11 protein-coding genes are annotated in these 13,853 nt (G+C 37.1%); 1 reads left to right on the top strand and 10 read right to left on the bottom strand.

Features of this window, described 5'->3' with window-relative positions:
* Positions 1 to 3: 3 nt before the first annotated feature.
* The 9 genes from ACHFIZ_RS10770 to ACHFIZ_RS10730 all read right to left on the bottom strand — a co-directional run bounded on the left by ACHFIZ_RS10770 (position 4) and on the right by ACHFIZ_RS10730 (position 10,518).
* A complete protein-coding gene (locus ACHFIZ_RS10770) occupies positions 4 to 933 on the bottom strand; it encodes a DegT/DnrJ/EryC1/StrS family aminotransferase (RefSeq protein ID WP_410885663.1) in 930 nt (309 codons plus the stop codon).
* 1 nt (position 934) lies between these two features.
* A complete protein-coding gene (locus ACHFIZ_RS10765; protein WP_410885661.1) occupies positions 935 to 1,645 on the bottom strand; it encodes a WbqC family protein in 711 nt (236 codons plus the stop codon).
* A 3-nt stretch (positions 1,646 to 1,648) separates the two neighbouring features.
* Positions 1,649 to 2,731 (bottom strand): DegT/DnrJ/EryC1/StrS family aminotransferase, encoded by a 1,083-nt coding sequence (locus ACHFIZ_RS10760; RefSeq protein ID WP_410885659.1) that lies wholly within the window; start codon positions 2,729 to 2,731, stop codon positions 1,649 to 1,651.
* Position 2,732: 1 nt separating this feature from the next.
* Positions 2,733 to 3,743, bottom strand: coding sequence for an SDR family oxidoreductase (locus tag ACHFIZ_RS10755; protein ID WP_410885657.1), 1,011 nt, complete (start codon positions 3,741 to 3,743; stop codon positions 2,733 to 2,735).
* Positions 3,727 to 4,995, bottom strand: a complete 1,269-nt coding sequence (locus ACHFIZ_RS10750; protein WP_410885655.1) for a nucleotide sugar dehydrogenase — start codon at positions 4,993 to 4,995, stop codon at positions 3,727 to 3,729. Before ACHFIZ_RS10750 ends, ACHFIZ_RS10755 begins: the two co-directional genes overlap by 17 nt.
* Positions 4,988 to 6,106: a lipopolysaccharide biosynthesis protein gene (locus ACHFIZ_RS10745; protein ID WP_410885653.1), complete on the bottom strand. Its 1,119-nt coding sequence runs from the start codon at positions 6,104 to 6,106 to the stop codon at positions 4,988 to 4,990. The genes ACHFIZ_RS10750 and ACHFIZ_RS10745 overlap by 8 nt, the downstream gene beginning before the upstream one ends.
* Positions 6,107 to 6,119: 13 nt before the next feature.
* Positions 6,120 to 8,588: an SLBB domain-containing protein gene (locus ACHFIZ_RS10740; protein ID WP_410885651.1), complete on the bottom strand. Its 2,469-nt coding sequence runs from the start codon at positions 8,586 to 8,588 to the stop codon at positions 6,120 to 6,122.
* Between the two features lie 22 nt (positions 8,589 to 8,610).
* Positions 8,611 to 9,747: a GDP-mannose 4,6-dehydratase gene (gmd, locus tag ACHFIZ_RS10735; protein WP_410885649.1), complete on the bottom strand. Its 1,137-nt coding sequence runs from the start codon at positions 9,745 to 9,747 to the stop codon at positions 8,611 to 8,613.
* Positions 9,748 to 9,816: 69 nt separating this feature from the next.
* Positions 9,817 to 10,518 carry a hypothetical protein gene (locus ACHFIZ_RS10730; RefSeq protein ID WP_410885647.1) on the bottom strand — a complete coding sequence of 234 codons (702 nt, stop codon included), beginning with the start codon at positions 10,516 to 10,518 and terminating at the stop codon, positions 9,817 to 9,819.
* Positions 10,519 to 11,302: 784 nt separating this feature from the next.
* Here ACHFIZ_RS10730 and ACHFIZ_RS10725 point away from each other — a divergent pair.
* Entirely contained in the window at positions 11,303 to 13,078 is a 1,776-nt protein-coding gene (locus ACHFIZ_RS10725) for an aminopeptidase P family N-terminal domain-containing protein (protein ID WP_410885645.1), read from the top strand.
* Here the strand turns inward: ACHFIZ_RS10725 and ACHFIZ_RS10720 are convergent.
* Entirely contained in the window at positions 13,071 to 13,853 is a 783-nt protein-coding gene (locus ACHFIZ_RS10720) for an SDR family oxidoreductase (protein WP_410885643.1), read from the bottom strand. The two genes, ACHFIZ_RS10725 and ACHFIZ_RS10720, sit on opposite strands and share 8 nt — an antisense overlap.

The following is a 13,853-nucleotide window of genomic DNA, read 5'->3' as shown; positions in this document are numbered from 1 at the left end:
TTTTTAACTAAAAAAATCACTTATTAAATCACAGATGATTTGTATATCCTCCCTTTCTGTGTCTTGATGAACCGGTAGATTTAAGATATCGGAAGCTATTTCATGAGAAATAGGAAATTCTCTAGACTGAATTTCAGCAATCATTCTATAATACAAAGCTGTAGTTGGCGCACCACGCTCCATAAGGAAAAAATAAAGGCCCTCACGGTCACCGTTTTTAATTCTAATTGGAAACGATTGAGGTATATCGCTTTCTAATAAGTGATATAATACTGTAATGTGTGAGTTATTTTTTATCAAATTATAATAAGTGACGTAATTCAACCTTCGCTTTTCTGATATTGCCTCCAGATCTGACTTTGCAAAATGTTCCAAATCATCATAGGACATCTTATTTGAGTCCAAAAGTGGTGCAAGGGTAACAACTTTTGAGTGATTAACTAAAATTCCTCCTGCCTTAGTCGATAAATATTTGTGCAATGAATAAAAGCTAAAATCACAATAATTACCTACTGATGGTTCCCTTCTGTATAATTGGAAAGCGTGTGCACAATCTTCTATCAACAATGCATTATTCTCATGGCAAAGAGCGCTTATCTCAAACATGTTATTTCTGCAAAATCCAAAATAATGAATGACCAGCACACACGAAAATTTTCGAGTCTTTAATAATCGCAAAAAATCTTCCCTATCTATAGTAAGATCTTCATTTAATTTATAAAATTCCGCAGCAACATTTTGAGACTTAACGGGATCGAACACTCCAGATCCCTCACGATCTGTATGGCCAATATAGGAAGGCATGAGTACACATGACATCGGATTAAGCTTTTTAAAGCTAAATAGAACATGCTCCCATGCCGCCCTAGCATTTTTCGTGAACAACATGTCTTTTACAAACAACGTTTTGTTTTCCGCAGATTTTAAAATCATATTATTTCGTTAAAGTAATATCGTCTATTATCAAGTTAATATTATCTACATTATTAAACATCATCAAATCGATTATAGATAGACCGTTCTCAAACGACGTCCTCATTTGACTATATTTTTGCATGTTGTTTGATAGAAAAATCAAATCTACTCCGTGATCATGGTATTTTTCTCTATTAAAAAAGTCCATGCCTCCTGGGGGGTTTATATATGTCTCGAATCCCATGGCTAAAGAGATATTTAAAGCCCACTCGTCAGGCGCCTGCACGTCTTCAATTTGCAAGTCCAGGTTGGAGAAAGTTGCTATGTCAAGGTCTATATTCAGATATTTACAAGTAGTTTTTAAAATATGTTCATTTAATTCAACAATACTTTCTGTCTGTATAGATAAGGCAGAGTCAATCACTTCCATACACTGAGAATAGTATGGCGAACGTTTCTTGTAGTGTGTCAGTTGTGCTTTTAACTTGTCTCGCCAAGGCTCTGAATTTCGAATTTCAATGTCCTTTATTTGAGCCTCGCGAGGATGCTTAAGCAAAGGTACCTGAATATATTGCCAACCTTCAATAGGTTTAAGTATTCTATTTCGGTCAATCCATCCGTGTCTGATAAATTGCACTTTATCAAAAATTAGAAATTTTTGGGAATGTTTTATTAAACTGTAATATCCCACGTATGGAAAAAAATAGGGTTGCATAATTGCTATCTTCAAAACTCAGTAATTAAGTGATCTTAATAGAATTCGACAAATAAAATCAACATCTTCTTTCCTTAGGCCATAGAAAAGTGGTAGGCACAAAACTTTCTTAGCGATCGCTTCGCTATTACTGCATACCTGATAATCAATATACTTGAGTGTATTAAGCGAGGGATAAAAGTAACGCCTTGGATATATGTAATTTTTATTCAACGCAGATACACATTTCAGTAGTACTTCTTCTGATTCAAAGACCACAGGATAATAAGCGTAATTAAAATCCGCTCCAGTAGTGATACAAACTGTTTGGAGCCGATTCTTTAAGTAATTATTATAAAACGATGTTAGTTCCTTTCGGCTTGCTAAAATCTCAGTAACCATTCGGAGGTTGCAAATACCCATAGCAGCATGAAATTCTGAATTTTTTCCATTGATCCCTATGCACTCGAAATCTTCAGGTCCATCATGACCAAAATTTCTCATGTGAGCCATTTTTTTTAGCAAAGCAGGATTAGTGGTAAAAACAGCCCCCCCCTCTATGGTATGAAATAGCTTTGTTGCATGGAAACTTGTCGTACTCACATCACCGTAAGAAAACACTGATTTGCCATCGTATTTAGTGCCAAAACAATGTGCGGCATCATAGATTACTTTCAGATTATATTTTTCAGCAATTTTAGCGATTGCTTCAATATCACATGGGTTACCAAATACATGCGTAGCGAGGATAGCGGTTGTTTTATCAGTAATAGCCTCCTCAATAATCTTAGGATTAATATTGAAGGTTGATGCGTCAACATCTACAAATACTGGCTTATATCCTTCCCAAACGATACTTGAAGTTGTAGCAACATAAGAAAACGGCGTTGTTATAATCTCGGACCCTACATTTAATTCAAGTGCTTTAAGAGCGATTTGAATTGCGATTGTTCCATTATTTAAATACAGCAAATGATCTAAATTAAGATAACCTTTTAAGTTCATCTCCAGCTCATTAACTAATGGGCCGTTATTCGTAAGCCAGTTTCGTTCCCAAATCCCCTTTAGAATATCGATATATTCATCAATGTTAGGGAGATTTGGTTTAGTCACATTAATCATATTATCTCTTTATAAATGATTGATTATTTTTATACCAGTTGTATGTCTCAATTAGACCCTGTTCAAACCTTACTTTCGGACAATATCCGATCAAATTTTTTGCTTTAGAAATATCTGCTAAACTATCTCTTACATCACCTTGTCTACTAGCTTTATAAATAGGTTGCAGTGTTTTATTCTCAATCTTCTTTAAGATTTCAAACATCACATTTAATGAAGTCCTATCTCCTACTGCGACATTAAAAACTTGGTTTGATGCACCGCTATTATCTGTAAGCATTGCTTTAACGTTAGCTTGTACTGCGTTATCAACATATGTAAAATCTCTGGTTTGCTCACCATCTCCATTTATAAATGGAGATTTATCATCTAAAAGGGCTTGGACAAACAATGGTATTACCGCTGCATATGCTCCATTAGGATCTTGTTTTGGCCCAAATACGTTAAAGTACCTTAAACCAATTGTATCTATTCCATAGTTTAAAGCGAAAACATGTGCATATAATTCATTAACATACTTAGTGACAGCATATGGTGACATGGGGTTACCGATTACATTTTCAACTTTTGGCATTATTTTGCTGTCTCCGTAAGTGGAAGAAGACGCAGCGTATACCATTCGTTTTACATTGCTATTCTTCACCGCAAGCAACATATTTAAGAACCCTGTAATATTTACTTCATTAGTTGCTAATGGATCATTGATGGAGCGTGGAACTGAGCCCAATGCCGCCTGATGTGAAACAAAGTCAATATCAATACAAGCGCTTTCGCAGATATTTTTATCTCTAATATCTCCCTCTAACAATTCAAATGCTGGATTTGAACTAAATTCCTCAATGTTTTTTCTATGACCATTGCTGAAATTGTCCAGAACTCTAACCTTTTTAGCTCCGTTATTGAGCAGAAATTTTACCAAATTAGAGCCAATAAATCCAGCTCCACCAGTTATTAAGAATGAGTTCTCCCCAATTTTTCTTTCATCAGTTGTCATGTTATAATCTTTTATCAATTAAAGTCTTAGGTAGTACTCCCTTTACGTCGAAAATTACACAATTTTCCTTCTTAAGATTCTCTATATTCATCGTCATGAATTCTTGATGAGCGACAGCTAGAATAATTCCGTCATAGTCTGTGTGACTAGATTCGACTAAGTGATTAATTATTTCTAAACCATATTCGTGTTTTACGCTATCCTTACTCGCCCATGGGTCAAAAATAGTTATATCCAAATGGTATTTTTGAAGCTCTTTTACAATGTCAACAACTTTAGTATTTCTCACATCAGGACAATTCTCTTTAAATGTGAATCCCATAATTAAAATATTAGCTTTCGCAACATTTATCTGTTTTTTAACGAGCAATTTAACAGTTTCGTCAGCTACATATGCTCCAATACTATCATTCAGCCTTCTACCTGCCAAAATAATTTCAGGGTGATATCCAACCTCCTGAGCTTTCTGCGCTAAATAATAGGGATCAACACCAATACAATGCCCTCCAACCAACCCAGGACTGAATTTCAAAAAGTTCCATTTTGTTCCGGCAGCCTCCAAAACTTCCTTTGTGTCTATACCTAATAGATTAAAGATTTTGGATAGTTCGTTGACAAATGCAATGTTGATATCCCTTTGAGAATTCTCGATTACTTTAGCAGCCTCAGCAACTTTAATACATGAAGCCTTGAACGTTCCAGCAGTTATAATCGAAGCATATAAATCGTTAACAATTTCAGCTATCTCTGGCGTAGACCCCGACGTAACCTTAAGAATTTTCGACACAGTATGCTCCTTATCTCCAGGGTTGATCCGCTCTGGTGAATAACCGCAGAAGAAATCAATGTTATATTTTAAATTTGATACTTCTTCTAAAACTGGAACGCACTCCTCTTCTGTAGCACCAGGATAGACCGTTGATTCGTAAATAACGATATCACCTTTCTTCAAAACACGGGCGACGGTTTCGCTGGCTTTTCTTAAGGGGGTCAGATCAGGTTTATTATACTTATCTACAGGAGTCGGAACAGTTATGATAAATACATTACACTTCTCCAACTGGGATTCCAAATAACTGAAACTAAGATTGAATGAATCCCGAATGTTAAAAGCTGTTATTTCCAACGTTCGATCCTCATGGTTTTTTAATTCAGCGATCCTATTTCTATCAATATCAAAGCCTAATGTTTCATATTTTTTTCCAAATTCTACAGCTAAAGGTAAGCCAACGTAACCTAAGCCAATAATTCCAATTTTATGATCAATCATTTAATGAATATTTTTTATAAAGTTTTCTTGCGGTTAAAAAAATAATTGAAATCATTGTCATCAGAAAGCCGCCAAGCACTAGCCCTTTCATTCTTCCTATTTTTTCAATTGTCAATGGATAAATTGGCTGGTCAACAACCTGTATCAAAGGTGCTTCCTTAAGAAGTGAAATTTTACTCATTTCTAGATTTTTCACTAGTTCACCTACTACCGCTTTATTAGTCTCTGCCGAGTATTGGGATCTTTGAGCTGGCGCAAGTCGCTTAATTTGCTTCGTAGGATTTAGATTTGGTGTAGCGTCTGCAATAGCAACGGCGAAATATATTGCGTCATTCATTACATTTCGTACTGAATCAGTTTTTTTTTGTAAAATGCTTATATTTTCTAATGATTTTTTGGTTTTAGTCTGAACATAAAATTCATTTACATTTCGAACTAAGATATCATTGAATGCCTTAGAAAAAAGTTCATCACTTGATCTTACATCAACTCTTATGATGCTTACTTTCTTGTCCGGCTTACTTACCAAAAGATAGTTTCTCCTAATATTATCAACAATTTCACTCAAGACGCTATCTCTGGTTCTTTGAAAAATATTACCGAATTCAGATGTCCGAAAGTTAAGGCCGTCATCTGAGAATTTAAGTTTTGACAATTGAGGATTATTATTCCAACTTTCTCTTAGCCCATATACGTTAATGTAACGATTGACAAGCAATTCTCCTTTTTCTCCGTCTAACTTGCTTAGTAGAGTCTTCTCAATCATGCTTCTTGATTTATATAGCTCTAGAATATTATCTCCTTGGAAAATTCCACCCCCTCTAGCTCCTAAATCAAGGCCCGCAAACGAAGCCAAACCAGCTATTGAACCTAACCCACCTCCTTCTTTATCATCTTCTAATACAAAAGTTGTTGTAGCAATATAAATCGGCTTCTTAATATACGAGTAAGTAAAGCCAAGACCAGCTCCAAGTATCCCAAATCCAAAGACAAACACCCAATGTGAAAGTATATAACGCCTCCATCTACGAATCCTAAGGATCAAATCTTTTACAGAAATTTCATCAGGATTTTCCGGATTCCTTTCTTCCACTTTCAAATTAATTTCCATATTATAATCCAGCCTATCGGAGTAAAGAAACAACTATCGCCGCCAAAGAAGCAACAGCAGTACCGATTCCAATCCAGCCCTGCACTGTCAAAGGTTCTCTCTCAGCCTTTTTAGGCACCAAAATTTCTGCACCTGGCAGCACTTTTGGATAGTTATTAAAAAACAGAAATTTACTTGCTGCCTGTACAGAACCATTGGCATATCTTATATGCGCCCCCTTTTTATAAGCGTTGAAAGTAAATCCTCCAGCTCCGTTTACATATTGCTTGAATGTTTTACGTGGAGAAAAAACTATACTATTTGGGCTTAATACTTCCCCTGTAACTTTCACAGTCTGCAATTGTTTTGGCACTCTTAGCACATCACCTTCTTCAACTAATAGATCGTAACGACTTCCTGGTTTCTTTAGTATTCGTTCCAAATCAATTCCAACTAAATCTGAAGTAATTATCTTCTGGTTAATCTCAGAGGTCAGTGTATCCTTGGCGCCACTTTGTTGTAGCCTCTTAAGATTAAGTAATTTCCTTTCCTCCTCTTCCTTAATGTCAATAGCATTCTTATCAGTTACATTCGTGACCGCAGGTCCAGGCCTTTTCAACGAAGCACCTTCAGTATAAGCAGAAGGTGTCAAACCACCCGCTCTCTTAACCAAATCAGACAGCCTCTCGTTTTTCGAAGTAATAGTATAAACACCCGGGTACAATACTTCACCCTCAACCTTAACCTGGCGTTGAACTTCATATCCGGTAGCATTCCTAATAGATACAATATCGAAAGGTCGAAGCTTAAAGGTATCTCCTTGCAACTTTAAGTTTTGATCAACATTCACAGTAAATAACTCAGCTGTTTTTGCTGACTTAGATAAGGCATCACTATTTCGAATCCTTCTTGAAATCTCAATACGGTTTGGAGTAGCTCCTTCTTTAAATCCACCAGCCATCTGAATCAAATCTTCCAGGCTCATACTCTCACCGTATTCAAAAGTTCCAGGCTGGCGAACTTCGCCCTGGATACTAACTTTATACTCATCCCTCAAATCAAATAACGAAGAGATAGTAACTCTGTCCTCTCGCTGCAAAGCAATATCTGCATCAGTGCCAGCAATAATCTTCGCAACATCGAATGAAATTAACGACGGTGTATTATCCGCATTTAATCTATTTATATAACCTCTATTAAGGAACGCATCTTCAGTTAATCCCTCAGCCTTTGAAATCAGTCCCTTAAGTGTTAGGCCTTTCTCCAATTCAAACTCACCTGGTCTAAATAATGCTCCCGATATAGATACACGATTCGCAAATCTATCTAAGATTTTTTCTACAACGTATTTATCACCATTTAATGGACCATAAATATTAAAGCTTTCCGCAGGCACATCTGTTATACTTCTTTCTTTATTGGTATTCTGTAAAACTTTGATTTGTGCAGTATAAGCCTGATTGCTAAAACCACCCCCGAAGCGAATAACATCAGCCAGATTCTCGCCAGCGACAACCTCAAACAAAGCAGGTCTTTTAACTTCTCCAGCTATTTCAACTCTACTTTGATACACAGGAATGTTAATTACATCTTGATCTTGCAAGCGGATATTTCCTCGTTGAATTCCATTCAATAACAAGTCGTATACATCAATTGTAGATACTACCTTATTATTTCTGATCACCTGAATCTTACGAAATGAACCATTCGAGTTTGGTCCCCCCGAAGCATCCAAAGCATTGAAAACACTTGACAGTGAAGATAAAGTATAAGAACCTGGCTTAATCACCTCTCCCAATATGGTCACTTTAATACTTCTTATATTACCTAAATTAACAGAAATACTTGTTCTTCCATTACCAACTGAGGGATAAGTGGAAGCTAAACTTGTTTTAATCTTCGAAGTTGCTTGTTCAATGGACAAGCCGCTTACGGAGACCGGACCAACATATTGTAAACGTATTGTTCCATCTGGACTAACCTTCAAGTCATAATTAACATCATTATCACCACTTAAGTCAATTAGAAGCTGATCATCAGGGCCAATTATATATCCTCTTGGCGTTGCCATTCTAAGATTAGGCTCAAACGAAAGGTTACCTTTAGAGAAAAGTTCCGACCCAAATATCTTGGGTCTCAAATCGCCCAGAACATCAACCTTAATAGTCGAATCCCTTTGTATATTTCTCGCAGCCGAAGTTCTACCATTTGATTGCACTTCAGTATCCTTAGAGTTAATTGTTCCTGATCCGGCCCGAATTTTTGCTACCCTCGCTCTCAGTTTAGTAATCTCCTCCGCCTTCATCCCTTGAGCCGCAGCCATCTGCTCCAACTGAGCATCATTATAGCCAACAGATTCAGCACGTTGCATCATTTCTCTGATTTTAGCATCAGAAAGTTCATCAACCTTAACATCTGCGTAATTGGTTTGAGAAAATGCAACCTGAGTAGACAAAAGGAAAATAAAAAACAGAAAGCCTGTTAATGCTTTTTTAAGTTTCATAAGAAGGTTTAGAGGCATAAAGTTATTCAAAATAATTGAGTGTTTTAAAACCACTTAACTTTAGATGCTCATCCTTCTTCATCAAATTCAAATCTGCAGTAACCATATCCTGAACTAACGCAGCTAAATCATATTTTGGTATCCAGCCAAGTTTAGTATTTGCCTTAGTAGGATCTCCTAAAAGTAACTCAACTTCCGTCGGACGAAAATATTTCTCGTCGACCTGAACTACTACAGTCCCGGGCTTCAAATGTTCATCGTTGAGACCCAAACTCAAAACAAGTTCCTGATCTACATCTATAATCACACCGCGCTCATACTGGTCTTTGCCACTAAATTCTACTTCAATCCCTAATAACGAAAAACTCATCTTCACAAATTCGCGCACTGTCGTCGTAACACCAGTTGCAATCACAAAGTCTTCAGGTACATCTTGCTGCAAGATCAGCCACATCGCTTCAATGTAATCTTTTGCATGTCCCCAATCCCGCTGTGCGGAAAGATTTCCCAAATAAAGGCAATTTTGTAAACCCAAAACAATCTTACAAGCTGCACGAGTGATCTTACGGGTAACAAATGTTTCCCCTCTTAATGGACTCTCATGATTAAATAAGATACCATTACACGCAAACATACCGTAAGCCTCCCGATAATTCACAGTGATCCAATAGGCATACATTTTAGCAACCGCGTAGGGTGATCGAGGATAAAAAGGAGTAGTTTCACTTTGAGGGACTTCCTGTACTAATCCGTAGAGTTCTGAAGTCGAAGCCTGGTAAATTCTGGTCTTTTTCTCCAAGCCCAATATTCTTAATGCTTCTAATAATCTTAGGGTACCAATACCGTCTGCATTCGCAGTATATTCTGGCATTTCAAAACTTACCTGCACATGGCTCATCGCGGCAAGATTATAAATTTCGTCTGGCTGAGTTTCCTGAATAATACGGATTAGATTAGTTGAGTCGGTCAGGTCTCCAAAATGAAGTTTAAAATTCACACCGTTCTCATGCTGATCCTGATAAAGGTGATCGATCCGATCAGTATTGAAAAGTGAGGAGCGTCTTTTCAAACCATGAACAAAATAACCCTTTTTCAATAAGAACTCAGCTAAATAGGCCCCGTCTTGCCCGGTAACTCCAGTTATTAATGCAACTTTCATTTGGTATGATTAAAAATCTATGGCCGCAAACATACGAATTTTACAATTAATGAATGGGAAATGCCAGAACTAGTTACTTCCTAAATGAATTTGAAGTCCAACGGAAACAGGATTAAAAAGAAACTCTGATTTATAAAATTTATTTAATGTCCTTGTATTATTAACATCTTGAGTGACCATTTCCTGTCTTTCATAAGAATAAAAGTAATCTAAATTGGCCTCAGCAAAAAACGAAAGTTGATTAATAATATTTACTTTAAAACCTAAAAATGGCGCTAAAATCATTCCTGTTTTTGTAGCTTCTATATCTGAGGCAGGACCACTAACTGTTCCCTTCGACACCATAGCTTTGAGTTCATTATTATTTTGTATTACCCCGCTAAATCTATTAGAACGGTAACCAAGATCTATCCCAAAGTAAGGCTGAACTCTCGAGTAATTAAAATTCTTTTCAAAACCAATTTTAAAAGAGTAGTCAATAAGCTCCCCGTCGGCAGCCTCACAAGTTTCACAGTTGTTATAAAAGCTTTTAGATTTATTGTAATAGGTCCCGTTTAAACGGTAACTAATCTGATTGTCGTTAAATTTAAACATCACCCCATTAAAAGGAGCTTCCACTAAATTATAAGAATCTGATTCATTTAACACCTTCGGCATTTGCATCAAGGTATAACCCCTTGCTGCAATGGAATAATTATTATTACCGCTCATTTGAGAAAATGCCGTAGATGTTATTGCACAAAAAAATGCGAGAAATAAAGATCTCTTCATAAATTTATATTGGTAAGAATTACTTTGAAAGCGTTATCCCTGTGCAAATATATATATATGTAAACTTTTCAATATCTACTTTTCTCTTTTTTTCCAATCCAGACATAGCGATTCGTAGTGCATTTAGGGCACCAGTAAATTCTTATCGGCAAGAAACCTAATAAATGCTTAAGAACAAATCCCCTTGGCACTTGATAATGAAAATCGGTATTGCACTTACCACATTTATAATCTTGGTAACTCATTAATTTCTTAGGCCCTAGTTTAAAATCGCAAATTTTGTATAATGTACTAAACGGAAACTGATATTCTGTAAAGTTGTACCTACGTCAAAAAATAAGCCATGGATTCTAATAAAATGAAAATCAACAAAATAAACTAGCAAATATTTATGGCTCAGCATATTAAACTGAAAATAGCTGACTTCACATGTTCAAAGTCGCGCCAGATTATTTTCAAGATTCATATTGAGAAATAATACAAAACTATGATGACTATACGTTTAGGAGGAAAGTAGTTTGGCTTACATACTAGTCTGAAAGAAAGCAATGCAAAAGTGGAACAAATGAGTAGCAAGTCCAATTTTAAAGCGGCCAGATTGGACTTGCATTGCTTTTACATTGGACTTGTATTGGACTTGCCCAAATTACAACCTTAACTCTGTCCTATCCTAAATTGGTTATACAGGTTGTCCGATAGCTTTTTTAGGAACCGACTTAGCACCTTATCTTAAGCAACATTTTTCCTAGCTTTGCTTATCGCTCCAGAACTTAATTCTACTATCATGACTTATTCTGAAAAACTAGAACAGATCCGCAAGCAAATGAAAGCTGACCATGTTTCAGCATACATCATTCCGTCTGCGGATCCACACATGAGTGAATATCTTCCTCAACATTATAAATGCATTCCTTTCCTATCTGGATTTACAGGCTCTGCCGGCACCTTGGTAATAACTGAAAATTCCGCTGGTCTATGGACCGACTTCAGGTATTTTGAACAGGCTACAGAACAGTTGCAAAACAGCGGTTTCGAATTAGTTAAACAACAAGTACAACATGCTCCTGAATATATTCAATGGCTAACACACAAGTTTCCTGCGGGTGCAACTATCGGAAGCAATGAAAAGCTGGTATCAGTATTATTAGGAGAGCAGTTTACTCTTGAGTTTTCATTAAAAGGAATCAACTTAATTGATAAAGATTATATAAATCCAATCTGGAAGGATCGCCCTGCCCTTCCTCAAGAGAAAGCTTTCTTAATAGCAGAAGAATTTACGGGTCAATCTGTTGCAGAAAAGATTGCGGCAGTTAGGACTCACTTGGAAAAATCAGGCACCACAACGCACCTCGTTTCCTCTTTAGACGATATTGCCTGGCTATTTAACATCCGCGGTAAGGATGTAAATTATAATCCTGTCGTATTGGGTTTTGCTCTAATAGATCAGGATCATGCAAAGTTATTTATAGACGAAGAAAAGCTTAACAGCGAAGAAAAAGAGCAGCTTTTACATAGTGGTGTTGAGGTTTTAGACTATTCAGAAATCGAAGCTGCCATTGCAAGCACAAATAAAAACAGCATCATACTGATTGACCCTAAAAGGACCTGCTTTGCCTACGCTAAATTGCTCCCAGTGACTGCAAGAATCGCTAAAGAGACAAATCCTTCTACAAATTTTAAATCAGTAAAAAACGAAACTGAGCTCAATAATACCAGAGCAGCCATGCTTAAGGATGGGTTGGCAATTACCCGCTTTCTTAAATGGCTTTCAGAAAATATTGGGAAAATACTTATCACAGAGCTTTCAGCGGCAGAGCAGCTTAGAAAATACAGATCTGAACAGGAAGGCTTCATCGGAGATAGTTTTACAACCATCAGTGCTTATAAAGCACATGGCGCATTGCCACACTATGGTGCATCTGAGGAAAGCAATTCGGAAGTCAAAGCAGAAGGCTTATTTCTAGTCGACTCAGGAGGCCAGTATTTTTATGGCACCACGGATATCACCAGGACAATTCCAATGGGTGAAAATTCAGAAGAAGAATCAATTGATTATACCCTGGTTCTAAAAGGAATGATTGATGGTTGTAAATTGCGTTTCCCCAAAGGAACCTGCGGTTATCAAATCGATGCCATTACAAGAAAGCCCTTATGGGATCATGCTTTGAACTATGGTCATGGAACAGGTCATGGAGTAGGTTACTTCTTAAATGTTCATGAAGGTCCGCAGGTTTTCAATCCAACCCCTACTCTTGTTGCTATCGAAGTCGGGATGATCACCTCAGTGGAACCAGGCATTTACCGCCCGGGAAAACATGGAATCAGAATAGAAAATCTAGTCAATACGGTGAGAGACGTAAATAACGAATTTAATGAGTTTTACGCTTTTGAATGTTTAACCATTGCACCTATCAGCACTAAAATAGTTAAAAAAGAGCTTCTGGAAAACGGACAGGTCAGCTGGCTTAATGAATATAACCAATTGGTTTTTGATAAGCTGAGCCCATTGCTTTCCTTAGATGAACAAGAGTGGTTAAGTGCAGAGACAAAGGCTATTTAATAGCCCTGTCCAAGTGCACATAACCGCCGTCAATGTAAACAAACTGACCTGTTGTATGGCTTGACTTTTCTGATAATAGGAATACCACTGCATTTGCAATTTCTTCTGCAGTAGTCATTCTTTTACCCAAAGGAATTTTTGAAATGATGTCTGCCAGCTTTTCTTTTGAATTTGGAATGGAGTTAATCCAGGTCTGGTACAGCGGAGTAAAACATTCTGCAACAATTACTGCATTTACGCGGATTCCATGGGGTAATAGCTCGACTGCCCATTCCCTGGTAAGCGCATTTCTTGCACCATTTGATGCCGCATAAGCAGATGTTCCACCTTGCCCAGTATCTGCAACCTTAGATCCAATGTTTACAATTGAGCCCTTTGACTTAATAAGTTCGGGTAACGCCTTCTGAGCCATAAGGTAATAATGAATGACGTTTTTATGCAGACTGGAAACAAAACCCTCGTAAGTCCCATTTTTCAGCCCCACACCATCATTTACTCCAGCATTATTCACTAAGCCGTCAATTCTTCCAAACTTCGCTAGAACCGCTACGATTGCTTGCTCTGAAGCGTTGGGGTCAGATAATTCTGCCACGACCTGGTAAGCCTGTCCCCCTTCAGCAACAATTTTATCCACTACTTTTAAATTGTCGGCTTTATTTCTTCCAATCACAACAGGTATTGCTCCTTCTCTGGCTAGGACATTAACAATCCCTTCTCCAATACCTTTAGCACCACCGGTAACGATGATCACCTTATCTTTTAATTGCAAATCCAT

It is taken from the genome of Pedobacter sp. JCM 36344 (assembly GCF_046546555.1).
GTDB lineage: Bacteria > Bacteroidota > Bacteroidia > Sphingobacteriales > Sphingobacteriaceae > Pedobacter.
Note: the sequence above shows the minus strand (reverse complement) of the source record. Positions and strands in the feature narration are given on the sequence as shown.

Coding starts and splice junctions, on each gene's coding strand:
- ACHFIZ_RS10770 (WP_410885663.1), bottom strand. CDS start 933: ATGATTTTAAAATCTGCGGAAAACAAAACGTTGTTTGTAAAAGACATG.
- ACHFIZ_RS10760 (WP_410885659.1), bottom strand. CDS start 2,731: ATGATTAATGTGACTAAACCAAATCTCCCTAACATTGATGAATATATC.
- ACHFIZ_RS10750 (WP_410885655.1), bottom strand. CDS start 4,995: ATGATTGATCATAAAATTGGAATTATTGGCTTAGGTTACGTTGGCTTA.
- ACHFIZ_RS10745 (WP_410885653.1), bottom strand. CDS start 6,106: ATGGAAATTAATTTGAAAGTGGAAGAAAGGAATCCGGAAAATCCTGAT.
- ACHFIZ_RS10740 (WP_410885651.1), bottom strand. CDS start 8,588: ATGAAACTTAAAAAAGCATTAACAGGCTTTCTGTTTTTTATTTTCCTT.
- gmd (WP_410885649.1), bottom strand. CDS start 9,747: ATGAAAGTTGCATTAATAACTGGAGTTACCGGGCAAGACGGGGCCTAT.
- ACHFIZ_RS10730 (WP_410885647.1), bottom strand. CDS start 10,518: ATGAAGAGATCTTTATTTCTCGCATTTTTTTGTGCAATAACATCTACG.
- ACHFIZ_RS10725 (WP_410885645.1), top strand. CDS start 11,303: ATGACTTATTCTGAAAAACTAGAACAGATCCGCAAGCAAATGAAAGCT.
- ACHFIZ_RS10720 (WP_410885643.1), bottom strand. CDS start 13,853: ATGGATTTGCAATTAAAAGATAAGGTGATCATCGTTACCGGTGGTGCT.